Below are 23,623 nucleotides of genomic sequence, written 5' to 3'. Positions count from 1 at the left end.
TGCGGCTCGCGCGGACCCGTGGGTCGAGGCGCGCCTGGAGTGCGACATGGTAGCCACCCATTGGGGTAACACCGAAACGAGCGAACGGGCAGCCGGCCGCTACACCGGTCGGAGCAGCGTCATTCGGTCCACCCTTAGGTGAATTCGGGGTCGCACAGCGTCACTTCGCGCTCGAACGGTGACCAATTCACCATGATCGTGGAAAAGTGGTCGGGTCTCTCGTTGCGGGCCGCAAGCAAGCCTCTGACCTGCGATGATGGACATCAACTTACGCTGTTGCCAGATAGTCGCATTTCCAAGCGTTAGCCCGTTCGGGTGAAGATGAACCTTCTTGATGTCTACGTGATGTAGCAAGAAATCAATCTTGAACCCGGTTGGGCGGTGTTTGTCCGCCCAGTGCGACCACCGGTGAACTGTTAGCGCAGGTCAAGAGCGCTAAGTTCGTTCCACTTGATGTTACGTATTCGCGATGTACGATCTAACCTTCGTCGGCTCGTGACCCGAGCGGTCGAGGCTGGACGAGAAGATCATCTGGCGTCGGTCTTTCTGATCGCCGCGAGGGCTTGCCAGAGTTTGCGCCTGACAGGAACGACCTTGAGACAGCTGAACGCTCACCATGTGGTTTACCGCCGCGCGCGAAGGAGCCGCACGGTGACCGTGCTTGAAGGCCGAATGACGTCTGTCGCGAAGGAATTTGCGTGACGGTGACCGAGACACCAACAAAATCGAGCGAGCCGCCTCCCGGCGGCAGGACCTCCGGGGCGAAACGCCGTTCCCGGCTGGCCGCGATCACCCGTTGGCAGGACTGGAACCTGTCGACGAAGTTCCTCGCGGTGATCCTGGTTCCCCTGCTTTTCGCCATCGTGCTCGGCGTTCTCGAGATCGCCCAGCAGACGGAGCGCTCCAGCTCGTACGAGAACATCGACCGGGGTGTGGCGGCCAACGCCGAGCTGCGCACCCTCACCACGAACCTGCAGAACGAGCGGCACGAGTCGGCGGTCGCGCTGGCCTCGGGCAAGGTCGCCGAGGCGGCCGGGTTCACCAGGGTCCGCCAGGCCGTCGACGGCTCGTGGACCGCTCTGCAGAAGGCCGCGGGAAGGGTCACCTTCGCGCACCCCATCACCTCATCGGCGTACAACGACGTGCGGACCGGTGTCGGCAGCATCGGCGCGGTCCGCGAGCAGGTGAACACCTCGCAGATCGACGCGACCGCCGCGATCGCCAGGTACGGCACGATGATCCGCGCGCTGCTGCAGTTCGACCGCGCGCTCGGCACCGAGATCAGCGACCCGGCGCTGGCCAACGAGGCGGCCTCGCTGCACGACCTGGAGCTGATCAAGGAAGAGCTGTACTACCAGCAGACCCTGGTCGCCGTCGGCATCGCTCGCCGGTCGCTCACCCCGGCCGAGACCGCGGCGCTGCGTGACGCGCAGGCCAGGTTGTGGCAGGCGATCGGTGACTTCCAGGCCGTCGCCACCCCGGAGCGGCGCGACGAGCTGAACCGCGGGCTGGCGAGCCAGGAGGTGACCACCAGGTCGCGCCTGTTCCAGGTCGCCGTCGGCCACTTAGGGCCGGGCCTGCCGATCGCTCCTGAGGAGTGGAACCGGTCGGCCCAGCTCACCCTCGTGCGGGTGCTGTCCGCGACCGGTCAGATCGGCGGCGAGCTGAAAGCGACGTCCACCGCACAACAGGACGACGCCTCCGACCGCGCCGGTATCGCCGCGGTGCTGCTGCTGAGCCTGATCGTGGTCGCCGGCGGCGTGATGTTCTTCCTGTCCCGGCACATGCTGCGATCGCTGCGCGTGCTGCGGTCCAGCGCCCTGCACGTCGCGAACGCCGAGCTGCCGGACGCGGTCCGCAAGATCCGGTCCGGCCGGCTCGACCCGTCCGCCGATCCGGTCGTCGAACCGGTGCCGGTGCGCAGCAAGGACGAGGTCGGCCAGGTGGCACGGGCGTTCGACGAGGTGCACCGGCAGGCGTTGCGGCTGGCGTCGGACGAGGCGGGCCTGCGCGCGAACTACAGCGCGGTGTTCGTCAACCTGTCCCGCCGCAGCCAGGGCCTGGTGCAGCGGCAGCTCCGCCTGCTCGAGCGGCTGGAGCGTGACGAGGAGGATTCGGACCAACTCGCCACGCTGTTCCAGCTCGACCACCTCGCCACTCGGATGCGCCGCAACAACGAGAACCTGATGGTGCTGTCCGGCAGTGACCCGGCGCGCAGGAACAACCAGCAGCCGCTGCGGCTGGCCGAGTTGTTGCGCGCCGGAGTGTCGGAGATCGAGCAGTACCAGCGGGTGGTGATCGAGCCCGGCCCGCCGGCACTCGTGGTCGGGTACGCCTCCGGCGACCTGGTCCGCCTGCTCGCCGAGCTGCTGGACAACGCGACCGCGTACTCCTCGCCGGACACCGAGGTGCTCATGGGCAGCAAGCGCGCCGACGACGGCTCGCTGCTGATCGAGATCATGGACCGCGGCATCGGCATGACCGAGGACGACGTGGCCACCGTCAACCAGCGGCTCGCCGAGGGTGGATCGGTGGACGCGTCCACCTCCCGCCGGATGGGCCTGTTCGTGGTCGGCCGGCTCGCCGGCCGGCACGGGATCGGCGTCGAGCTGTTCGGCGGTCGTGTGGTCTCCGGCGTGCGCGCCGAGGTGACCGTGCCGGCCGAGCTGGTGATCTCGGCGGCCGGCATGACGTCCACCGGCGTCACCCCGCTGGTCACCGACGCCGAGCCGCTGCCGGGTGTCGAGCGCACGCTGCCGGGTACCGACCTGCCGAGGCGCAAGGCGAACGGGTCGGCCGTGCCGGGGTTGGCCGCCGGCCTGACCGGACCGCCCGGGTACGAGGACCTGGACGGCGAACTGGCCGCGCTGGCTGGCCAGGGTGCCGATGTTCCGACGCAGGAGCCGAGGTCCGAGGAGCCGGCCGAGGAACTGCCGAGGCGGGTGCCGCGCAAGGCGTTCGGCGAGGCGGAGCAGAACGGCGCCGAGCCGCCGCCGAACGGTCGGGTCAACGGCACCGCCGAGCACACGCTGTTCGCGCCCGAGCACGTCAACGGCGCTGAGCCGGACTGGTGGGACGCCGGCCCGCCGCCACCGGCCACCGGTGCCGGGCCCGCCGAGCAGAAGAACGACGAGACGACGCCGATCTTCGACGAGATGCTCTCGGCGTGGTTCCGCGATCCGGTGGAGCCCAAGGGCTCCGAGAGCACCGGGAGCGCGGAGAAAGCCAAGGGTGCCAAGCGTGCCAAGGCTGCCGAGAGCGCCAAGAGCCCGGACGAGCTGTTCTCCAACGGCTACACCGATGCGACCGGCTCGTGGCGGTTCGCCGCCGACGAGGGCTGGCAGGCCGTGGAGGCCGCGTCGCAGATCGAGCCGTCCTCGTTCACCGAGGCGGGGCTGCCACGGCGGACGCCGAGGGAGCAACTGCTGCCCGGCAGTGTCGCCGACTCCGACAGCGCGCTGCCGGCGACCGCGCCGCCCAGGGACGCCGACGCGCTGCGCAACCGGCTGAACAGGTACCAGGCCGGTGTCAGTCGTGCGCGTGACGGGAAGTCCAACGACACCAACGGGTCCACGCCTGAACAGTCCACATTGGACAGTGAAGCCGCACGGGTGTGGGAGTCGCCGGCCGACGATGGGTGGCACGCCGCCGAGGCGGCCTCCGCGTACCAGCCGTCCGACTACACCACGTCCGGGCTGCCGAGGCGCAACCCGAAGGAACGGCTGCTGCCGGGAAGCGTGCGGTCAGCGCCGGGTGAGGACCGGCCGGCCAACCGGGACGCCGAGGAGCTGCGCAACCGGCTCGCCGGCCTGCAGCGCGGGATTGATCGAGGACGGCGCAACCTCGCGCGGCACTCGCCCGCGGGTGCTCACGACAAGGTCCATGAACGGGAGAGTGAATGACTTCGCCGAAGATCCAGCCCAGCCAGTTCGGCTGGTTGGTCAACGACTTCGCCGAGCGCGTCCCCGGCGTCGCGCACGCCGTGGTGGTGTCGGCCGATGGACTGCTGCTCACCTCGTCGGTGCGACTTCCGATCGACCGCGCCGATCAGCTGGCCGCCGTGGCGTCCGGCCTGATCAGCCTCACCCAGGGCGCCGCCCGCTGCTTCGACGCGGGTGACGTGCGGGAGACCGTGGTCGAGATGGATCGCGGGATCATGCTGCTGATGGCGATCAGCGACGGGTCCTGTCTCGCCGTGCTCGCCGCGCCCACCGCCGACATCGGGCAGATCGCCTACGAGATGACGCTGCTCGTGGACCGGGTCGGCCAGATGCTCACGCCGGAGCTCCGTGCGCAGTTGCAGGGCGCCGGCGGGAGGATCGGTCAGCCGGCGTGAAGGGTGGCATCGACCCGTTCGAACCGCGCGCGTCGAAGGCGGCTCGGCAGCAGGCGGAGGAGGAGACCTTCGCCGATGTCGTGCACGGTTTCACGATCGGCAGCGGCAGACGCGGACGGCGTAAGCGCAGAGACAAGGCGGACGAAGGGCTTCGTCCGCCCCCGACTCCAGCGCCGTCGCCGTCACCGACTCCCGCACCCAGTGCGAACGTGGCACCGGAGCCCGACGAGTCCCGAGAACCGGCGGTGGACGACGCGTCCATCGTGCGGCCGTACGCCTGGACGGGCGGCCGAACCAAGTCGACCGTCCAACTGCAACTGGAAACACTCGTCACGACGACAGATCGTGGTCGCGACGAGTCGAGTGTGAAGCATGCCGAGCACCGATCGGTCGCGGAGATCTGCCTGCAACCGCGATCGGTCGCCGAGATCGCGTCGATGTTCGGCGTGCCACTCGGTGTGGCGAAGGTGCTCGTGGGGGACATGGCCGATCTCGGCCTGGTCACCGTTCATCGGACAGCCGCGGATGAGGGCGCCACGGCACAGCTCATGTTGATGGAAAGGGTGTTGAGTGGACTCCGTCGGCTATGACACCGGGAGCTCAGTGGCGGCTCCCGGCAGCAAATCGGCGACCACGTCGGCCAAGATCGTGGTCGCCGGAGGGTTCGGTGCCGGCAAGACGACGTTCGTCGGTTCGGTATCGGAGATCATGCCGCTGACCACCGAGGCGGTGATGACCTCGGCCAGTGTCGACGTGGACGACCTCGCGGCGACGCCGAACAAGGCGACCACCACCGTCGCGATGGACTTCGGCCGGGTGTCGCTGGACTCGGACCTGATCCTGTACCTGTTCGGTACACCGGGCCAGCAGCGGTTCTGGTTCATGTGGGACGACCTGGTGCGTGGTGCGATCGGTGCGGTGGTGCTCGCCGACACGCGGCGGCTGGCGGACTCGTTCGCGCCGGTGGACTTCTTCGAGGAGCGGGGGCTGCCCTACATCGTGGGGCTGAACTGCTTCAACGGCGTGCTGCGGCACGAGATCGAGGACGTGCGCGACGCGATGGTGATCAGCAAGAGCGTGCCGATCGTGCGGTGTGACGCGCGTGATCGCGAGTCCACGAAGCAGACGCTGATCACGCTCGTGGAGTACGCCATGGAGACGTTGATCGCCACGAACGGGGCGCCTACGGGCTGAGCACTTCCCGACTGGGCGAGCGCGCGACGCGGAATCCGACGTCGTCGATCGCCAGCGTGGGGTGGCTGCGTCGGCGTACCGAGGCGCGGCAACTCCAGTGCTCATCGAACCAGCCGCCGCCGCGCAGGACGCGGTAGGTGCCGTAGACGTCGGGGTCGTACAGGTCCCAGCACCATTCCCAGACGTTGCCCAGCATGTCGTGCAGGCCCCATGCGTTGGGCTGTCGGGTGGCCACGTCGTGCGGGCGCTCGCCGGAGTTGCGCCGGTGCCACGCGATGTCGTCGAGCTGGCCGTACCGCGCGTCGGTCGTGCCGGCTCGGCAGGCGTGCTCCCATTCCGCCTCGGTCGGCAGCCGGTAGCCGTCGCTCGCGGTGTCCCATTCGATCGACTCGTCGTCTTCGTGCGGGTGATAGGCGGGTGTCAGGCCCTCGCTGATCGACAGGGCGTCGCAGAATCGGACGGCGTCCCACCAGGAGACCGTCTCGACGGGGAGCTGATCGCCGTGCGCCTCGCTTGGCCGTTTTCCGGTGATCTGGGCGTAGTGCTCCTGGGTGACGGGTGTGGCGGTGAGCTGAAATGGGGCGATCTCGACGGGCCAGGTGTGGCGGGTGCGGCGGTCGGACAGTGTCACGGTGCCGGGTGGGACGTTGATCAGGTGCATCGGGGGTCAGGCTACTGGCGGTCCACTGTGGACGGTTCGCATCGCGGTCAGGCGCAGGGCGTGGTGGGGTGCTGCCGCGCCGGTCGCCGGTTGCGGGTTGGTCGTTGTTGGGGTGGTCCGGCGACCGGCTTGCCACCGAGAGCCGGGGCACGCCTGTTTCGTGGGTGGTTGGGTTAGTTGGGTGGGTCATGGCTACCACCGGGACTTGGTATGGGGTCGGGTTGTTGTTGGGTGTCGGGTTCGATGGTGATGGTGGTGCCGGTGGGGGTTTGCCAGACGAAGACGCCGGGTTTGGGTTGGAGGAGGGTCCAGCCTTGTTGTTGTTTGAGTCGGTGGTGGTGTCGGCATAGTGGGCCGAGGTTTTCGGGCACGGTGTCGCCGTGTTGGTGGAAGGGGGTGGTGTGGTCGAGGTCGCAGCGTTCGGCTTTGCGGTGGCATCCGGGGAAGCGGCAGGTTTTGTCGCGTGATCGGACGTGTTCGACCAGGTCTGGTGGTGGCCGGTAGCAGCGGGCTTTGCGGTTGAGTGGCTTGTTGTTCTTGGTTGGTGTGGTCGCGACTTTGCGGATCACTGTCGCTTGCGACAACAACTCTGTGGCGGCGTCTGGGGTGAGCGGTCCGTGGCCGTCCAACTCGACCACCGACGGCTCCTCCGTTGAGCCGGTCAGGGTCAACACCACCTGCACGTGCTCGAAATCCTTGCCGCACAAGGCATCTTGGAACACGTCGGCTTGCCGCTGGGGCTCGGTGCGCTCATCGCCCTCGGTCTTCGCCTTGCGCGCCAACTCCATGATTCGCCGGTAGCAGGCTTCGGCTGCTGCGGCGGTGGTGTAGCAGGACAGGGTGGCCATGCCGTCCTCTTCGGCGACCACCCACACCTTCCGCCCCTGGGCACGTTCCCGATGACGACGTTGTGCCCCGTCGGGGTCGATCATGGCCACGTGCTTGCGCAGATGGCCTCGCAGTGTGGACACCACCACCTCGGGTGCTTTCTCCAGTACTTGGGTTTCGACCACCCCGGCGTGCTCGACAGATAGTTTTGCCGTCACATCGTTGATGGCGGCGGCTTTGATCCGGTCGATGGCACCGCGTTCCAGGGCTGCCAATGTCCCGGGCAGGCGTGTCACAATCGACATCGCATCATCGATTCGGTTCTGTGCGGTGCGGGTGGACCACCGCATGTGTGCGGCAACTTCATCGGTGGTGAATTCTTCGAGGTGCGTGCCGGCACGCAGTTCCTGAATCTCGGCGAGGAGTCGCATCTGCTCCGCCTCGGCCCGCGCTTTCACCCGCTCGGTGTCAGCGAGCGCGTCGAGCAGCCGCGCCATCGTCGTGTCGAACATGTGTTCGAGCCTACCGGATCGCGACCCCGGAAAGCGTCACCCGACCAGGTGAAACCCGCTGGTCGATCACCGTTCCAGAGGCGGCGCGGTACGGGCAAAAGGCAGGCGGAGCCTGCCCGTAGCGCCAGCCGTTTAGGGCCGATCGAGGCTCACAAGTCCAGGGCGAGCGAAGCGAGTCGCGAAGCGACGCCGAAGGCGCCCTTGACTTGTGAGAATCGGCCCGCACAATACCGCGCCGCCGATCACCCCAAGCCCCAACGCCGATCACCAAGTGCCACCCCAGAAAGAACGCCACGGCGCGATTCACCGCTCACGTTGCCGAAAGTACGTGGAACTTGTCAGACGCGATCGGACCACCCCAGAGGCGCTTGGCATGCCGGATCAGCCGTCGGTGTGACGTGGACCGCCCACACCCTCGGCAGCAGCCCGCCGACGGCATAGTGTCAAGGAATCCGACCCCGGCACGACGGAGTACCGCATGGACCTCGAGCTGACCGACGAACAGGCCGCGCTGCGCGAACTCGCCCGCGACTTCATCGACACCGAGGTCGTGCCGAACGTCCGCGAGTGGGACCGGGTCGAGCAGGTCGACCGCGCGATCGTCGGAAAGCTCGGCAACGTCGGCTTCCTCGGCATGACCATCCCCGAGGAGTACGGCGGCTCCGGCGGCGATCACCTGTCCTACTGCCTCATGATGGAGGAACTCGGCCGCGGCGACTCCGCCATCCGCGGCATCGTCTCCGTCTCGCTCGGGCTAGTCGGCAAGACGATCGCCGGCTACGGCACCGAGGAGCAGAAGCAGGGCTGGCTCCCCGGCCTGTGCTCGGGGGACTCCCTGGCGTGTTTCGGGCTGACCGAACCGGACACCGGATCGGACGCGGCGAGCCTGGCCACCAAGGCGGTGCGCGACGGTGACGACTGGGTGATCACCGGCTCCAAGATGTTCATCACGAACGGCACCTGGGCCGACCTCTCGCTGATCTTCGCGCGCACCGGCGGTCTCGGCCCGAAGGGGATCACCGCGTTCGTTGTGCCCACCAACGCCGAGGGTTTCGAGCACCGGGAGATCAAGGGCAAGCTCGGCCTGCGCGGCCAGTCCACCGGCGAGCTGATCCTGAACGACGTGCGGGTCGGCGACGACGCGCGGCTGGGCGAGGAGGGGCAGGGCTTCAAGCTCGCCATGTCCGCGTTGGACAAGGGACGCATGTCGGTCGCCTCGGGCTGTGTCGGGCTGGCGCGCGGCGCGCTGGAGGCCAGCGTCAAGTACGCGACCGAGCGCACCCAGTTCGGCAAGCCGATCGCCGGATTCCAACTGGTGCAACAGATGTTGGCCGATATGGCGGTCTCGACCGACGCGGCGCGGCTGCTCGTGTGGCGGGTGGCCGATCTGGTCGACCGGGGCAAGCCGTTCTCCACCGAGGCGTCCATGGCGAAGCTGTTCGCGTCGGAGAACGCCGTGGAGGCGGCCAACCTGGCGATCCAGGTGTTCGGCGGCTACGGCTACCTGGACGAGTACCCGGTGGCGAAGTTCCTGCGTGACGCGCGGGTGATGACGCTGTACGAGGGCACCAGCCAGGTGCAGAAGTTGCTGATCGGGCGTGCGCTGACCGGCGTGAACGCCTTCGTGTGACAGGAAACCTCGACGAGGAGGATGTTGATGGGCGCACTTGACGGGCGTGCGGCACTGGTGACCGGAGCCGCGCGGGGCATCGGCGCGGCGGTGGCGAAGCGGCTGGCGGCCGACGGCGCGGCGGTGGCGGTGTTGGACCTCGACGCGTCGGCCGGTCAGTCCACTGTGGACGCGATCGTCGCCGACGGTGGGAAGGCGATCGCCATTGGCGCGGACGTCACCAACGCCGAGGCGATCGACGCGGCCGTTGACCAGGTGGTCGCAGAGCTGGGTTCGATCGACATCCTCGTCAACAATGCCGGTGTCACCAGGGACAACCTGCTGTTCAAGATGTCCGAGCAGGACTGGGACACGGTGCTCGGCGTGCATCTCAAGGGCGCGTTCCTGGCCAGCAAGGCCGCGCAGAAGCACATGGTCAAGGCGAAGTACGGCAAGATCGTCAGCCTGTCCAGCGTGTCCGCGCTCGGCAACCGGGGGCAGGCCAACTACTCCGCGGCGAAGATGGGCATCCAGGGCTTCACCCGTACGCTGGCGATCGAGTTGGGTCCGTTCGGCATCACCGTGAACGCGGTCGCGCCCGGGTTCATCGTCACCGAGATGACCGCCGCCACCGCCGAGCGGCTGGGCGTCACGCCGGAGCAGTTGCAGAATGCGACCGCCGAGGTCACCCCGGTGCGCCGGGTCGGCCAGCCGGACGACATCGCCAACGCGATCGCCTTCTTCGTCTCGGATGCCTCATCGTTCATCACAGGCCAGACTCTCTACGTAGACGGCGGTCGCAAAATCGGCTGAGGGAGCGGGCACATGGGGCTTGATCACAACATCATCGGGCAGACCGAAGGCCCGTGGACGGCGAGCTGGACGGCGGACGACGCGCTGTTGTACGCGGTCGGAATCGGTGCGGGACAACAGGATCCGACCGCGGAGCTGGCGTTCACCACGGAGAACACGGCCGACGTGACACAGCAGGTGCTGCCCACGTTCGGCATTCCGCTGGTGCAGTTCGGCGGGCCGCCGCGGCAGTGGGGTGACTTCGATCCCGCGCTGCTGGTGCACGCCGAGCAGGCGCTCGCGCTGCATCGCCCGATCCCGCCGGCCGGCACGGTCAAGGTGCGCAGGACCGTGACGGAGATCGAGGACAAGGGCAAGGGCGCGCTGGTCGCCATCGAGTACACGGCGGACGATGCCGAGTCGGGGGAGCACCTGCTGTCCACCCGCACGTCGGTGTTCATCAAGGGCGAGGGTGGTTTCGGCGGCGAGCGCAAGGCCTCGCACAAGTGGACCGCACCAGAGCGCGAGCCGGACGTGGTGGCGCGGTTTCCGACCGCGGTGAACCAGGCGCTGGTGTACCGGCTGACCGGTGATCGCAATCCGTTGCACTCCGACCCGGCGTTCGCGGCGCGCGGCGGGTTCGAGCGGCCGATCCTGCACGGGCTCGCCACGTACGGGATCACCGCCCGGCTGTTGATCAACGAATTGACCGGCGGTGACGTGAGCCGAGTGTCCGGAATGGACGGTCGGTTCACCAAGCCGGTGCTGCCCGGTGCCGAGCTGATCGTGCACGCCTGGCTCACCGAGCGAGGCGCGCTGTTCCAGACCCGTGACGGTGATGGTGACGTGGTCCTCGACCGCGGCGCCTTCTTTGTGAAGTAAAGGAATTCTCCATGGTGATGGCCGCGGTGCTGCGTGAGCAGGGCAAGCCGCTCGAGGTGCTCGAGATCGACCTGCCCGAGCCGGGGCCGGGGCAGGTACGGGTGCGGCTCGCCGCTGTCGGCGTGTGCCACTCGGACCTGTCGCTGGCCAACGGCACGCTGCGGTTGTCGTTGCCGGCAGTGCTCGGACACGAGGGTGCCGGCGTTGTCGTGTCCGTCGGCGACGGCGTGACACGGGTGCGGCCAGGTGATCACGTGGTGCTGAACTGGACGCCGGCGTGCGGTGACTGCTGGTTCTGCCAGCAGGGCGAGCCGTACCTGTGCGCGCACGGCGAGGAGGGTGCCAACCGTCCACACGGGACACTCGCGGACGGCACAGTGGTGTATCCGGGCCTGTCCACCGGAGCGTTCGCCGAAGAGACCGTGGTCGCCGAGAAGGGCGTGGTGCCCATTCCGGACGACGTGCCCCTGGGGCAGGCCGCGGTGCTCGGCTGTGCCGTGCTCACCGGATTCGGCGCCGTACACAACACCGCCCGTGTCCAACCTGGACAGTCAGTCGTGGTCGTCGGCCTCGGCGGTGTTGGATTGTCGGTTCTGCAGGCGGCGCGGATCGCGGGCGCCGGCCCGATCATCGCGGTGGACACCGTCGAGTCCAAAGAGGACATTGCCCGGGCGCATGGTGCCACGGACTTCGTCGTGTCGGATGCTGTTGCCAGCAAACAGGTTCGTAAGCTGACCGAGGGCAGGGGAGCGGATTACGCGTTCGAGTGCGTCGGCCTGCCACAGACGATTCGGACCGCGTGGTCGGCCAGCCGTCGCGGTGGCACGGTCGTGGTGGTCGGCGTCGGGTCGGCGAAGGCGCCGGTCGAGTTCAGCGCGCTGGAGCTGTACTGGTTCGGGCGCACGCTGCACGGTTGCGTGTACGGCAACAGCGACCCGGACGCCGACGTGCCCAAGCTGCTGGAGCACCTCAGCGCCGGACGGCTGGAGATCGGTTCGCTGGTCACCGGCGAGATCAGGCTGGACGGCGTGAACGACGCCTTCCAGGACATGATCGCCGGCAAGGGCGCGCGGACACTCGTGCGCTTCTAGAAGGGCGGAGGGTCCGGGTCGGCGATGGGTTCGGCCCGGACGGCGACTTCGTGTCCCAATGGGCTGCGGGTGATCACCACATCCGGTTCGGGTTGTTCGACGTGCCAGCCGGGCTTCTCCTTGCACAGGTTGTGCCGTTCGCAGCGCGGATTCAGATTGCACAAACAGGTTCGGCCATGATCCGCGTGCCGGAGAGTGTGATCGATCTGGCACCGTGTGGCCGGCCTGTCACACCCGGGATGAGTACATCGGCGGAACCGCAATCGGATGTTTTCGGCCATCGCCGCCGGCGGATACCGCTTTCGCCCGACGTCGGTGATCATCCCGCTCGGCGGATCATAGAGTATTCGCCGCCACGTGGATTTCTTGTCAGCGGCCAACTCGCACACGACTTGCGCGGGGAGTATGTCGACACCGAAGAGTTCGCCCGGTTTGTCGTCCACTCCGAGCAGGGTGGTGTGGGGGACGGTGACCCACACAATGGTTTTGATGTGGGACTGGTTCTCCCCGCAGAAGTGGTCGACGGCGACATCGAATCGCAGATTGTCCAGGCTGCGCGTGTCGCCTTGCTGCTTCAACCGGCGGGCGTGTTGATCGATCCGCACATACGCCGGGTAGAGCTGCTCCACCGGTCCCGGATACCGAGGAAGGCCTCCCCGTCGTCGTCCTGCTTGAAGGTGACACACCGATCCTTGCGGCGCTGCTGTCGGCGTTGTTCCGCGCCGTCGGGGTCGACCTTGTTCACCCAATAGCGCACCTTGCGCTGAACGGGGTGTAGTAGTCCGGCGGATCCGCCAACACAGCGGCTTCCACCCGGGCGGCGTGCTCATCCGACAACGGCCGGGTGACCTCATACATCGCCCGAGCCTTCGCCCAATCAATCTCACCCCGGGCGAGCGCGGACAGGGTCTGCGGGAGGCGGGTCACCAGCGCCTCGGCCATCACGACCTGATGCGAAGCGCGCCCCGGTGACCACTTCAACGCCTGCCCGATCTCCTCGGACACGTTCTCGACCCCACCACGCAGCTGGTTGTACCGAGCCAGCAGCCGAACCTCATCAGCACACAACGCGGCCTTGTCCCGCTGAACATTTTCCAACTCCGCTACCGTGCTCGCCTCATCCGGCGAAAACGGCCCATCCGACCAATCAAACTCAGGCTCACCAAATACCCGGGGCGCGGTTGCGAGAACCGCGTCCCAAGACATTTCCTCACCTATTATCAACACACCACAATTCTACCGGACTATCCATGAAAATGGCGTCCCCCATTCCGGTGGCAAGCTGGTCGCCCTGACACCCCCACGCGGAACAACCACAAGAGGGCGACCAGCGCGGCAGCCAATAACGGACGGAGTGCACCAAAGACGATAGATCAACCACGAGAACCGCTACCCAGTCTCCAGCGCGCCGAGCCGCTCTCGCAGATCGTCAGCACGATCGACGCCGAGATCGTCGAAAATGGCAATAGCCTCGCGCCAGCATGCGATCGCCCGCGTGACGTCGCCGGTGTGCAGTAGTGAGGTGCCCAGAGTGTCGAGCAGGACGGCTCGGTGTTGCGGATCGCGGCAACGGGGTTCGCCGATGGCGAGCGCCTGCTCGCACAATGCGATCGCATCAGGGTGCGCACCCACGCCTTGCCGGGCTCGGGCCATTTGATGCAACGCGTAGATTTCCGGGTCGCGATACCCGATCACCCGAAAGTATGCGAGACTGCGCTCGGCGTGCCGGAATGCTTGGTCGTAATCGCCGAGCCCGATATACACCCCGCTGAGATTGTACTCGATGAAGCTGCCAAGGCGTCCCCGTTTCGGGTCAGGAACCAAAGGTAGCGCCGACCGCAGATATTCCTGTGCTTGCGCGTACTGTTCTTGCGCGACGCATACCCAGCCGAGATAACTGAGTACCAATGCCCACAACTCCACATCGTCAAGCTCGCGGGCCAGCGCCAGCGCCGCCTGGAAAGCGTCGATGGCCTCCTGTTGGTGCGCGGCACCCTGGTGTGCCACGCCCTGACTCTGCAGCAAATAGCATTCAGCCGCGCGGTCACCGATACGGCGGGCGGCAGCAAGGCCGAGCCGGGCTACCTCGAGCGCGTCGTCCCAAGTCGCCAGGTGGGAAAGCGCTTGCGCGAAAACGTCCGCCATGAGAATGGCGAGCGGAGACAAGCCGTGGTGGCGGGTGGCGGCGCGAACCATGGCGATCACGTTCACGCATTCGCGGTCGAACCACGCCCACGCCTCGACGGACCCTGGGAAAGCGATTTCCGGACGGGCGTGAGTGTCCAGATCCGCCGCGGCATGCCAGTCGGCATTCCAGGGAATGATGGCCTGGTAGGCGATACGGGCATGGTGTGCGTACCATTCCGCCAGAGTGCGGAGGGCGTGGTTGCGGTCGCCTGGGGTGTCATCGTGGTCGGCGCGGTCGATGGCGTAGGCCCGCAGCAGATCGTGGATGCGATACCGGTCTCGAGCGATCGGTTCGATCAGGTGACTCTCGGCAAGAGCATTGAGCAGCCGTCGGGCTTCCAGCACGTCGACGCCGGCGGCCGCCGCGGCGGCGTGAAGGCTGATCTCGGGGCCTGGGTGCAGGCCGAGCCGGCGGAACATCCTCGCCTGTGCACCAGTGAGCTGGTGGTAGGACCAGCCGAACACCGCCCGCACCGAGGTGCGTTCGTCGGCCGAGACGCTCAACGCCTCCCAGCGTCCCCGCTCACTGCCCAGCTCCGCCACCAGGTCGGCCACCGTGAGGTACGGGCGGGCCGCCGCACGCCCGGCGGCGATCCGCAACGCGAGCGGCAGTCGTGCGCACGCCTTGATCAACTCGATCACCGCGTCCGGCTCGGCATCGGCCCGCTGGTGCCCGAGGGTCGCCCGCACCAACTCCACCGCCTCCCGCTCGGTGAGCAGGCCGAGCGTGACCCGGGTCGCGCCTTCGCCGACCACCAACCCGGTCAGGCTGGCCCGGCTGGTCACCACCACCGCGCACCCCGGCCCGCCGGGCAACATCGGCCGAACCTGCTCGGCGGCGCTGGCGTTGTCCAGCACGATCAAGACCCGCCGTCGCGCCAGCTCCGACCGATACAACCCGGCTTGCGCCTCGAGACCCGCCGGGATCTGCTGGGCCGACACCCCCAACGCCCCGAGGAACCCACCGAGGATCTCGCCGGGCGTGGCCGGGTCACCGGGGCCGTAGCCGCGCAGGTTGGCGTACAACGTGCCGTCGGGAAAGTGATGCTGGACCCGATATGACCACCGCACAGCCAACGCGGTCTTGCCCACCCCGGCCGTGCCGTCCACCGCCGAGATGACCCCCGCGCAAGTGTCATCACTCTCATCGGGCAACAACGCGTCGAGCGCGGCCAAATGCTCGACTCTGCCGGTGAAATGCCGCGCCGCCAACGGCAACTGCCGAGGCACCGCCGTGCTACTCGCGCCCGGCTGATCGCTCACTCGAATCAGTATGTCGCCCCATGTGACCACGTGGTGGCGGGAACGACCGACACCACCCTCACGGAGCAGTTGCCGAGCACGCAACGAGGCAGTAGATCAACCGTCAAACAAGTGCGCGCGCATAGGCCGCCATCGACCGCTGATACCGAGGCAAGTGCCGCGCCAACGCCCCCACCACGATGGACACGGCTTCGCGCTCCCGCCCCAAATCCGTCAACGCCAGCGCCAGCACACACCGCACCGCGTCGTCCAACCCATCAGACGCCCGCTCCAGCTCCGCCGTCAGCAGCGCCACGCTCTCCTCTGGACGGCCGGTATTCCGAATCGAACTCGCCATCTGAATCACCGACCGCCGCCGGTTCTCCCCGCTGATCCCGCCATCCAAAGCCGCCTGATACAAGGGAATCGCACTCGCCGAGTCACCCGTCGAGTCGAACGCACACGCCCGCTCGAAGGCCGCACGCGGACTGTCCGCCGGCAACTCCGCCACCAACTCGTCGATCAGCGCGCGAAACCCGGCTGTGTCGTAGTCATCGATCGACGCCCACGCCTCGGCGATCCGCTTCTCAAAATCACTCATCCGATCAGCCTAAGCGGCAGGGGAGTACGGGATGGCGGCCCGCCCGTTCCGCAGCACCGAGCCCCACCAGGCCAGCTCGTCCAGCATCATCTTCGCCGCCCCGTTGACCGCCTCCGGTTCGACCGGCGACCCCGCCGAGTCGAACTTCTCCCAGTAGTTCACGAACCCGACCGTGTCCCGCACCGTCACCGCGTGCAGTTCGGCGAAAACCAGCCGCAATTGTTCCACCGCACGCATTCCACCCGCGATTCCCCCATACGAGACGAACCCGATCGGCTTCGCCCGCCACACCATGTAGTGCCAGTCGATCAGATGCTTGATCGAAGCCGGGAAACTGTGGTTGTACTCCGGCGTCACCACCACGAACGCGTCCGCCGCGGCCAGCCGCTCGTACAGCGCGACCAGCTCGTCGCTCCGCCCGTCAGCATCGCCGAGCGTGTGAATGTCGGCCGGAAGCTCTGCGGGCAAAGGGTTTTCGGCCAGGTCGATCACATCGACCTCGAACCGGCCGTGCTCACGCGCCTGCCCGGTGAACCAGCTCGCCGCCGTCGGACCGAACCGACTCTTCCGCACGCTGCCCAGAATCACGGCCAGCCTCATCGTCTTCTCCGACATCAGTCAGTACCTTCCTTGACAATCGATTCTTCGAGTTCGGCGAGATCCGCGTCGGACAGTGCGATGCCAACCGCCGCCGCGTTCTCGTCCAGATGGGAAACCCGCGTCGTGCCCGGAATGGGAACGACCTCGACGCCCCATTTCGAGGCACGCGAATGAATCCAGGCCAGCGCCGCCTGCCCCGGCTGAATGCCGTTTCGCGAGGCCACGCGCCGCACCGCCGGCTCGGCGAACAGTTGCCCGCGCCCCTGCGGGCAGTACGGCACGACGCCGACGCCCAGCTCAGCGCACACCGGCACCAGATCGCCCTCGATGGCACGATCGATCAGCGACCACTCCGGCTGAATCGCCGCGATCGCATGCGTGGCGTGCGCCCGGCGCAGGTCCTCGACCGTGATGTTGGACAGCCCGAGGTGGCGCACCTTGCCGGCGGCGACCAACTCGCCCATCGCGCCGACGGTCTCCTCGATCGGGACCTCGTCGATGCGGTGGTGCAGGTAGTAGAGGTCGATCACGTCCGTGCCCAGCCGGCGCAGGCTGGCCTCGCAGGAGGCGTGCACGTAGTCGCGGTCGCCCCGGTACTTCCACCACCCGTCGCCCAGCTCGACGCCGAACTTGGTGCACAGCAAGGCTTCCGCGCGTCGCGTGCGCAGCGCCCGGCCGACCAGCAATTCGTTGTCGCCAGGCTTCGTGCCGTACATGGCGGCCGTGTCGAGGAACGTCACGCCGAGGTCCAGCGCGTGGTGGACGACCTTTTCGGACTCCGGCCGAGCGTCGTCCAGCCGCATGCAGCCGAAGCCCTGGGCGGACGCGGTCAGGCCGGTCCGGCCGAGTGGTGTGGTGCGCATGTCGTCAAAAGTACAACGACGATGGCAAGTTTGTAAAACGTCGGTTGTAAATGAGACGATGCACCCATGACGACGGCGAAACGCGGACTGGTGGCCAAGCGCGAAGCGATCCTGGCCGCCGCGCGGACCGTGTTCGCCGAGTACGGCTGCGAGCGCGCCGGCGTCGACATGATCGCCGAACGGGCCTCGGTGTCCACGCGCACGATCTACAATCACTTCGACAGCAAGGAATGCCTGTTCGCCCACGTGGTCGCGGAGAGCACCGGCCGGGTCGCCGACGCCCTGGTCGGGTTGATCTCCGAGCACCTCGACGACGTCGCCGACCTGGAGAAGTCCCTGATCGAGCTGGGCACCGCGTGGGTGCGCGCGAAGATCGACAACGCCGAGCACTTCTCGTTGGTGTCTCACCTGAACAGCGATCCGGCGGCCGCGTCCGAGGAACTCCGCGAGGCGTGGGACCGTGACGGCCCGCACCGGGTGCACGCGGCGATGGGCCGCGCGATGGGCCGGCTCGCCGAGCGCGGCCTGCTGCGGGTCGATGATCCGCTGCTCGCCGCCGAGCACCTGATGGCGCTCACCGTGGGAGGTCAGGTCGCCAAGGTCGTGGCCGGTACCGCGACGGTGGACACCGAGCGCATCACGGCCGGAGTGCGCGCCTTCCTGTACGGCTACGCGAGCTGATCACCGCCGGTCGACCTGCGCGACGATGCTGTCCACGATCGGCAGCGCGATCGAGAGTTGATCACGTGTGCACGCGGCGTAGCCGAGCACGATGCCGGAGAACCGGGGCGGTCCCGCGTGGTGCCGGCCCAGCCCGTCCAACAGGATTCCGCCGCGCTTCGCGTTGGCCAGTACGTGCTGCTCGGCGTCGTCGTCGGGCAGTGGCAGGACGACGTGCGCGCCCATGCCGGCGCCGTCCACGGACACCGTGCCACGCTTGAGATTGCGCACGATGTAGCGCCGCCGCTCGGACAGATCGCGCCGCACCCGGCGCAGGTGGCGAGCCAGATCGCCGGTCTCCGCCAGCGCGGTCAGCACCAGTTGGCCGGCCACCGCCGGAGCGACCGACAGCGCCCGCCGGTGCGCCAGCACGGCGTCGAGCACCTCGACGGAGGCGACCATCCAGCCGGTGCCCAGGACCGGGCTGATGATCTTGTTCGCGGAGCCGAGGTGGATCACGATGTCCGGCGCCAGCGCGGCCAGCACGGGCGATGGCGTCAGGTCGTGCCGCAGTTCGCCGTCGTAGTCGTCCTCGATGATCAGCCAGCCCTCGTCGCGGGCCCGCTTGATCAGTGTCACCCGGCGCTCGGCGGTCAGCCGGCAGCCGAGCGGGTGCTGGTGCGCCGGCGCGCAGTACACCGCTTTGACCTCGGCCGGGATGGACTCCGGGTTCAGCCCGTGACCGTCCGCCTGGACCGGAACGACACGAACGCCGGCCGACCGCAGCGTCTCGGCCGCGCGCTGATAGCCGGGCTCCTCGACGGCGACCGCGTCACCCGGCCGCAGCACGGTCGCGGCGACCTCGGCCAGCGCGGCGGTCGTGCCACCGGTCGCCACGATCCCGATCCGGTCGTCCCGCCCGATCGTCGGCCCGACGCGCACTCCGCGGTGCAGGAGCAGATGCCGGGCCACCGCGTCGCCGTACTCGGGCAGCCCGGCGCGCTCGGGCCGCACCGACGTCGAGCGGTCACCCGCGGTTCGCCACGCCCGCCGCCACGCCGCACCGTCGATGCTGTCGGTGCACGGCGCGCCGGGCGCCAGGTCGATCACGTTCACGCTCGCGACGGCGTCCGTCGGTGTGAACTCCCGGCCGCACGGCTTCGCGGTCGTGCAGGTCGCCGCGATGTAGGTGCCCGAGCCGTGCCGCCCGGTCAGCCACCCCTCGGCGTGCAACTGGTCGTAGGCGGCGGCGGTCACCGTGCGGCTCACGCCGAGTTGGCCGGCCAGGTCGCGGGTGGACGGCAGCCGGTCGCCCTGCCGGAGGACGCCGGTGACCGCGGCCGCCCGGATGGCGTCGGCGATCTGCGTGGAGATCGGCCGCGCCAACCCACGGTCGACGGTCAGCGGGAAAACCGGCTTCTGCACGAGTCTCCCTCCGACGCCTACCGGGCCGCCCGCGCCTCGCTGGTACGGATGTCGTGATCCGCGTCGTCGACCAGACCGACCTGGATGCCGTGTGTGGCAAGGAAAGTAAGCCAGCGCTCCACCCCGGCGTGGTCCTCGATCGCCCTGGACAACCCGGCCGGCGACGAGCCGGACACGATGTCGGCGATGCCGCAGGCGAGTGGCACCGACACGCAGCGGGCCATCGCGGTCTCCTCGGCGTCGCCGATCATGTCCATCAGGTACTCCCGCGACCACGTGCCGCCGTCCGGAGCCGTCGCGGTGAGACCGACGGCGAGCACGACCCGGTCGCGGTCGGCGTCGGTGGTGGGGTAGCGGGCGGCCAGCTCGGCGGCCAGCGCGGTGATTCGGGCGTCGTCACCGTGTTCCAGCTCGGTGAAAATGGATGACCAACTGTCGCGCCACCCGTCCAGCCGGAGAGTTCCGCGTACGAAAGTCTCCAATTGCCACGAATCCGGTATTCCGTACTGCTCGACGAACGGAACACTGTCGCGATTCGGGTAGACCTCGAACGTCTCGCCGGAAACCGAATACATGCTCGTCGCCGACCAGGGGAGATCGACCGTCTTCTCCGCGCCCTGGTCGACGTATCGTGCCGGCGACTTCAACGCGGTCAACACGCCGCGCGGCGCCCAGCTGAACCGATAGCGGATCTCGTTCGGCGTTTCCGGAACACCGCCGCAGTACGACGTGAATCGGACGTTCCGCGCCTCGTCGCCGATTTCCCGCCGCGCCTCGACAACGAGCTTGTGGGCCAGCAGATGGTCGATACCGGGATCGAGGCCCGACTCGGTCAGCACGACCACGCCACACTCCTCGGCGGCCGCCGCCCGTGCCGCGATCTCCGGCGAGACGTAGCTGGAGCAGGCGAAGTGGGCCTGCCGCTCGAGGCACATATCGATCAGCGACACGTGCTCGGGCGCGGGCAGCATCGACACCACGATGTCGCCTTCGCGCACGTCAGACCCGATGGTGTCGCGGTCGAACGCGCGGGTCTCGGCCTTGCCGTCCAGACCGAGGCGGCTCAGGCAGTGCTCAGCCTTCGCCACCGTCCGCCCGTAGAGCACGACCCGGTCGGCGATGTCGCAGACGATCGCCAGACCGGATCCGGTGGACAGACCCGTGCCGATCCAGTGCACGGTTCCGCTGGCGGCCTTGCGTTCAGGCATTCGTACGCTCCGTTTCGATGCCGGCCGAGTGACACGCGCGGGAGAAGTGTTCCGCACAGCGCGACCACGGTCCCGACAGAGTGTGGACCTCGGCCAGGTGCGGCGCCAGTTCGGCGGAGAAGGCGAGGCTGGATTCGAGGGGAAGAATCGACGGCAGATTGTCGATCGCGATGACGTCGACCGGTCGGGAATCCGTCGTCACCCGGACCGACGGGCGTTCCCAGCTCGTCACCGCCGAATAGATGGGCAGGAGGTTGAACTCCGAGCTGACATCGCAGGTCACGTCGGCGATCACGGTCAGATTTCGATCCGCCGAGGCCAACTCCGTATGCGTCAGAAAAGGCGGAGTCGGCTCGTTCACCAATACGGTGTTGACCAGAATCTCGTGGTCGAGAATCGCGGCGCGGTCCAGGTTCCGAGTTTCCTCGATGTCCCAGCACGTCGGGTCGATGCCGGCCACCGACAGCGCCGCCCGCGCACCCCGGCCGCAGCGGCCCTGGGCGCCGATGACCAACGCCGTGCTGCCCTCGGCGCCCGCGTCGCGGACCACGTCGTCCAGCGAACCGAGCGAGGTGTGCCGCAGCGGCGGCTCGATCCGGTCGCTACGGCACAGCACCGCGAGCGCGGCGCCGACATAGCCGGCCCAGTAGCCGAACGCCGCGTGCCGGCGGCCGTTCGGGTCAGTCAGGTATTCCAGGTCCAGCAGCTGGCCGCCGCCGTCGGCGAACCGCCGCAGCAGCGTGGTCGCGCCGTTCTGCCCCTTGTACGCGTGCCCGAAGAACACGTGCCGGTGCGTCAGCGCGGCCGGCTCGGCCGGCAATTCTTTCAGACCGACGACGATCGCGTCCTTCGGCGCGTCGACCCAACTGCCCGCGGCCACCCGGCAGCCGGCCGCGACGTATTCCTCGATCGGGAAGATCCGCTGGTGCGATTCCTCCACGACGACGTCCAGGCCGCCGTCGACCAATTCGCGCGCGTCCTTGGGGGAGATCGGCGCGCGGCGCTCGGTGTCACGGGTTTCGTGCCGGATCCACAACAACGGCGTGGATGCCATCAATAGCCCTTCCGCTCGATTCCTATTCTTTGAGCGCCTGCTCGAATTCGTTCCACAGGTCTTCCGGATGCTCCAGTCCGACCGAGACCCGGATCAGCCCTTCCTGAATTCCCGCCTTCTCGAGTTCCGCCGAGTCCAGCTCGCGATGGGAGGTCGACGCGGGGTGGAGCACCAGCGTCTCCGGCCCGCCGAGCGACGGCGCGAGGAGAACTCCGGTCAGCCGGCCGAGCACCGCCTCGGCGGCGCCGCGACCGCCGGCGACCTCGAACGCGAGCACGCCGCCGTAGTGATCGAGCACCCGCGTCGCGAGCAGGTGATTCGGGTGTTCCGGAAGACCGGGCCAGTGCACGGCCGAGACTCCCGGATGGACGGCCAACCGCTGCGCCAGGTGCGCCGCGTTCGAGCAGTGTCGGGCCACCCGCAGGGGCAGCGTTTTCAGCCCGCGGAGCACCAGCCACGCCGCGAACGGGTCGATCGCCGCCCCGAGTTCGATCGCGTGGTTCCACACCTTCAAATAGAGCTCGTTGTCGGCGAAGACGGCGATTCCGGCACACACGTCATCATGGCCGCCGAGGTATTTGGTCGCCGAATGGACGACGATATCGGCGCCGTATTCGATCGGCCGGCACAACACCGGGGTGGCGAACGTGTTGTCCACGACGCTGGTGACTCCGGCTTTCTGACTCGCCTGGAGCAGCCCCGGCAGGTCGCTGATCGCGGTGGTCGGATTCGCGATCGTCTCGAGGTAGAGCACCTTCGTTTCCGGGCGGACGGCGGCGTCGAACTCGTCGACGTCGGTTCCCGAAATGTAGGTGATCTCGACGCCGAACCGTTCCGCCAGATCGCTCAGCACGCGAAAGGTGCCGCCGTAGAGCCGGGTCTGCGCGATCACATGGTCGCCGGCACGCAGCAGCGACAGCAGAACGGTGTTGATGGCACCCATTCCGGAGCCGGCCGCCAGGGCGTCGGTGCCACCTTCCAGGTCCGCGACCGCCTTCTCCAGAACCGCGACGGTCGGATTCCGCAGCCGGCTGTAGACATAGCCGCGGTCCGGCCGGCGAAGCGCTTCCGCGACCGCCCGCGGATCGTCGAACGAGAACGTGGAACTCTGGAAGATGGGCACGCTGATCGACCGTGGTTCGATCTGATCGTTCGCGCCGACGCGCGCGGCACGCGTCTCGAAATGCGTCATGAGGCGGCCGTTTCCTCCATCGCGGCCTTCTCGTACTCCTCGCCGTACTTGCGGCGGTCCCACCGGTTGAACACGACGATCCACAGGTCGCGGTGGCCGGGGCCGCCGTCGAGCGATTCGAGGTCGGTCGCGGTGTGCCACATGTTGGTGTCGTCGAACGCGATCGCCTGATTGGCCTGCAGCGTCACCCGGAAGAACGGCTCGCCGCCGCCCATCGGCATGAGCTGGTTCTCGCCGCCGGTGATGTTCTTGCGGTCGAACACCACGAGCATCGCGTAGTCGTGACCGTCACGGTGCGGACCCTCGGGCACCGAAACGCCCTCCACGTCCGGCCCCACGACGACCCGGCACTGGTGCACGTTGCTGTGCCAGTCGTGTTCGGTGTCCAGGCCAATGCCCTTCGCCGCCGCGTCGATCTGCGGGGTGGGGTCGATGCGCAGCGGCTCCAGCTCGCGCGGGACACCGCCGACGAACGTGTTCACCGCCTTGGGCTGCAGGAACGGGCGGTGCGGCAGCCGCTCCATCGACCACGACTCGGTCTCGGTCTGCCAGCTCAACCGGTACTGGGAGAACCGGCGGTACCGCTGCCGTCCGCCGGTGTACGGGTCGAACGGCAGTGTGTCGAATTCAGCCAGCACCTCGGGTGCGGCCGCCGGCAGGTCCATTACCTTGTAGAACGCGTCCAT

Annotated in this window: 22 protein-coding genes; 9 read left to right on the top strand and 13 right to left on the bottom strand. The window is 68.0% G+C overall.

The window, feature by feature from the left end; translation table 11 throughout:
• Window positions 1-698: 698 nt before the first annotated feature.
• The 4 genes from EV193_RS23665 to EV193_RS23650 are packed head-to-tail and all read left to right on the top strand — an operon-like array spanning window position 699 to window position 5,530.
• Window positions 699-3,902 (top strand): sensor histidine kinase, encoded by a 3,204-nt coding sequence (locus EV193_RS23665; protein WP_130346563.1) that lies wholly within the window; start codon window positions 699-701, stop codon window positions 3,900-3,902.
• The gene (locus tag EV193_RS23660; RefSeq protein ID WP_130346561.1) at window positions 3,899-4,336 is read left to right on the top strand and encodes a roadblock/LC7 domain-containing protein; all 438 of its coding nucleotides are present in this window, start codon (window positions 3,899-3,901) and stop codon (window positions 4,334-4,336) included. Before EV193_RS23665 ends, EV193_RS23660 begins: the two co-directional genes overlap by 4 nt.
• Window positions 4,333-4,926, top strand: a complete 594-nt coding sequence (locus EV193_RS23655) for a DUF742 domain-containing protein (protein ID WP_242613616.1) — start codon at window positions 4,333-4,335, stop codon at window positions 4,924-4,926. The genes EV193_RS23660 and EV193_RS23655 overlap by 4 nt, the downstream gene beginning before the upstream one ends.
• Window positions 4,907-5,530 (top strand): GTP-binding protein, encoded by a 624-nt coding sequence (locus EV193_RS23650; RefSeq protein ID WP_423202215.1) that lies wholly within the window; start codon window positions 4,907-4,909, stop codon window positions 5,528-5,530. The genes EV193_RS23655 and EV193_RS23650 overlap by 20 nt, the downstream gene beginning before the upstream one ends.
• Here the strand turns inward: EV193_RS23650 and EV193_RS23645 are convergent.
• Window positions 5,520-6,191 carry a formylglycine-generating enzyme family protein gene (locus EV193_RS23645; RefSeq protein ID WP_130346559.1) on the bottom strand — a complete coding sequence of 224 codons (672 nt, stop codon included), beginning with the start codon at window positions 6,189-6,191 and terminating at the stop codon, window positions 5,520-5,522. The genes EV193_RS23650 and EV193_RS23645 overlap by 11 nt on opposite strands.
• A 173-nt stretch (window positions 6,192-6,364) precedes the next feature.
• Window positions 6,365-7,531, bottom strand: a complete 1,167-nt coding sequence (locus tag EV193_RS23640) for an HNH endonuclease signature motif containing protein (protein ID WP_130346557.1) — start codon at window positions 7,529-7,531, stop codon at window positions 6,365-6,367.
• Window positions 7,532-8,009: 478 nt separating this feature from the next.
• On the opposite strand from EV193_RS23640, the gene EV193_RS23635 reads away from it, so the two are divergent.
• Genes EV193_RS23635 through EV193_RS23620 form a run of 4 tightly spaced genes read left to right on the top strand, consistent with a single transcriptional unit; the run spans window position 8,010 to window position 11,905 of the window.
• The gene (locus tag EV193_RS23635) at window positions 8,010-9,161 is read left to right on the top strand and encodes an acyl-CoA dehydrogenase family protein (protein ID WP_130346555.1); all 1,152 of its coding nucleotides are present in this window, start codon (window positions 8,010-8,012) and stop codon (window positions 9,159-9,161) included.
• Between the two features lie 27 nt (window positions 9,162-9,188).
• Complete coding sequence (gene fabG, locus EV193_RS23630; protein WP_130346553.1) at window positions 9,189-9,953, top strand: 3-oxoacyl-ACP reductase FabG; 765 nt, start codon at window positions 9,189-9,191, stop codon at window positions 9,951-9,953.
• A 12-nt stretch (window positions 9,954-9,965) separates the two neighbouring features.
• Window positions 9,966-10,814: a MaoC/PaaZ C-terminal domain-containing protein gene (locus tag EV193_RS23625; RefSeq protein ID WP_130346551.1), complete on the top strand. Its 849-nt coding sequence runs from the start codon at window positions 9,966-9,968 to the stop codon at window positions 10,812-10,814.
• 11 nt (window positions 10,815-10,825) lie between these two features.
• Entirely contained in the window at window positions 10,826-11,905 is a 1,080-nt protein-coding gene (locus EV193_RS23620) for an alcohol dehydrogenase catalytic domain-containing protein (protein ID WP_130346549.1), read from the top strand.
• Here the strand turns inward: EV193_RS23620 and EV193_RS23615 are convergent.
• From EV193_RS23615 to EV193_RS23590, 6 genes are all read right to left on the bottom strand, one after another.
• Complete coding sequence (locus EV193_RS23615) at window positions 11,902-12,534, bottom strand: hypothetical protein (RefSeq protein ID WP_130346547.1); 633 nt, start codon at window positions 12,532-12,534, stop codon at window positions 11,902-11,904. The genes EV193_RS23620 and EV193_RS23615 overlap by 4 nt on opposite strands.
• Window positions 12,535-12,646: 112 nt before the next feature.
• Complete coding sequence (locus EV193_RS23610; protein WP_130346545.1) at window positions 12,647-13,111, bottom strand: DUF222 domain-containing protein; 465 nt, start codon at window positions 13,109-13,111, stop codon at window positions 12,647-12,649.
• A gap of 183 nt (window positions 13,112-13,294) precedes the next feature.
• The gene (locus EV193_RS23605; protein WP_242613615.1) at window positions 13,295-15,355 is read right to left on the bottom strand and encodes a tetratricopeptide repeat protein; all 2,061 of its coding nucleotides are present in this window, start codon (window positions 15,353-15,355) and stop codon (window positions 13,295-13,297) included.
• A gap of 103 nt (window positions 15,356-15,458) precedes the next feature.
• Window positions 15,459-15,935 carry a tetratricopeptide repeat protein gene (locus EV193_RS23600; protein WP_130346543.1) on the bottom strand — a complete coding sequence of 159 codons (477 nt, stop codon included), beginning with the start codon at window positions 15,933-15,935 and terminating at the stop codon, window positions 15,459-15,461.
• A 9-nt stretch (window positions 15,936-15,944) separates the two neighbouring features.
• Window positions 15,945-16,550: an NADPH-dependent FMN reductase gene (locus EV193_RS23595; protein ID WP_130346541.1), complete on the bottom strand. Its 606-nt coding sequence runs from the start codon at window positions 16,548-16,550 to the stop codon at window positions 15,945-15,947.
• Window positions 16,550-17,398: an aldo/keto reductase gene (locus tag EV193_RS23590; RefSeq protein ID WP_130346539.1), complete on the bottom strand. Its 849-nt coding sequence runs from the start codon at window positions 17,396-17,398 to the stop codon at window positions 16,550-16,552. The genes EV193_RS23595 and EV193_RS23590 overlap by 1 nt, the downstream gene beginning before the upstream one ends.
• A gap of 66 nt (window positions 17,399-17,464) precedes the next feature.
• Here EV193_RS23590 and EV193_RS23585 point away from each other — a divergent pair, with 66 nt between their 5' ends.
• Window positions 17,465-18,079: a TetR/AcrR family transcriptional regulator gene (locus EV193_RS23585; RefSeq protein WP_130346537.1), complete on the top strand. Its 615-nt coding sequence runs from the start codon at window positions 17,465-17,467 to the stop codon at window positions 18,077-18,079.
• On the opposite strand, the gene EV193_RS23580 is transcribed toward EV193_RS23585, so the two are convergent.
• The 5 genes from EV193_RS23580 to EV193_RS23560 are packed head-to-tail and all read right to left on the bottom strand — an operon-like array spanning window position 18,080 to window position 23,623.
• Complete coding sequence (locus EV193_RS23580) at window positions 18,080-19,483, bottom strand: aminotransferase-like domain-containing protein (RefSeq protein WP_130346535.1); 1,404 nt, start codon at window positions 19,481-19,483, stop codon at window positions 18,080-18,082.
• A gap of 17 nt (window positions 19,484-19,500) precedes the next feature.
• Window positions 19,501-20,691 carry a saccharopine dehydrogenase C-terminal domain-containing protein gene (locus EV193_RS23575; RefSeq protein ID WP_130346533.1) on the bottom strand — a complete coding sequence of 397 codons (1,191 nt, stop codon included), beginning with the start codon at window positions 20,689-20,691 and terminating at the stop codon, window positions 19,501-19,503.
• Window positions 20,684-21,745 (bottom strand): saccharopine dehydrogenase, encoded by a 1,062-nt coding sequence (locus EV193_RS23570; RefSeq protein ID WP_130346531.1) that lies wholly within the window; start codon window positions 21,743-21,745, stop codon window positions 20,684-20,686. Before EV193_RS23570 ends, EV193_RS23575 begins: the two co-directional genes overlap by 8 nt.
• Before the next feature lie 22 nt (window positions 21,746-21,767).
• Window positions 21,768-22,937, bottom strand: coding sequence for a trans-sulfuration enzyme family protein (locus EV193_RS23565; RefSeq protein WP_130346529.1), 1,170 nt, complete (start codon window positions 22,935-22,937; stop codon window positions 21,768-21,770).
• A complete protein-coding gene (locus tag EV193_RS23560; protein WP_130346527.1) occupies window positions 22,934-23,623 on the bottom strand; it encodes a 2OG-Fe dioxygenase family protein in 690 nt (229 codons plus the stop codon). Before EV193_RS23560 ends, EV193_RS23565 begins: the two co-directional genes overlap by 4 nt.

Source organism: Herbihabitans rhizosphaerae (assembly GCF_004216555.1).
Classification (GTDB): Bacteria; Actinomycetota; Actinomycetes; order Mycobacteriales; family Pseudonocardiaceae; genus Herbihabitans; species Herbihabitans rhizosphaerae.
This window is presented reverse-complemented; position numbering and strand designations above follow the sequence as displayed.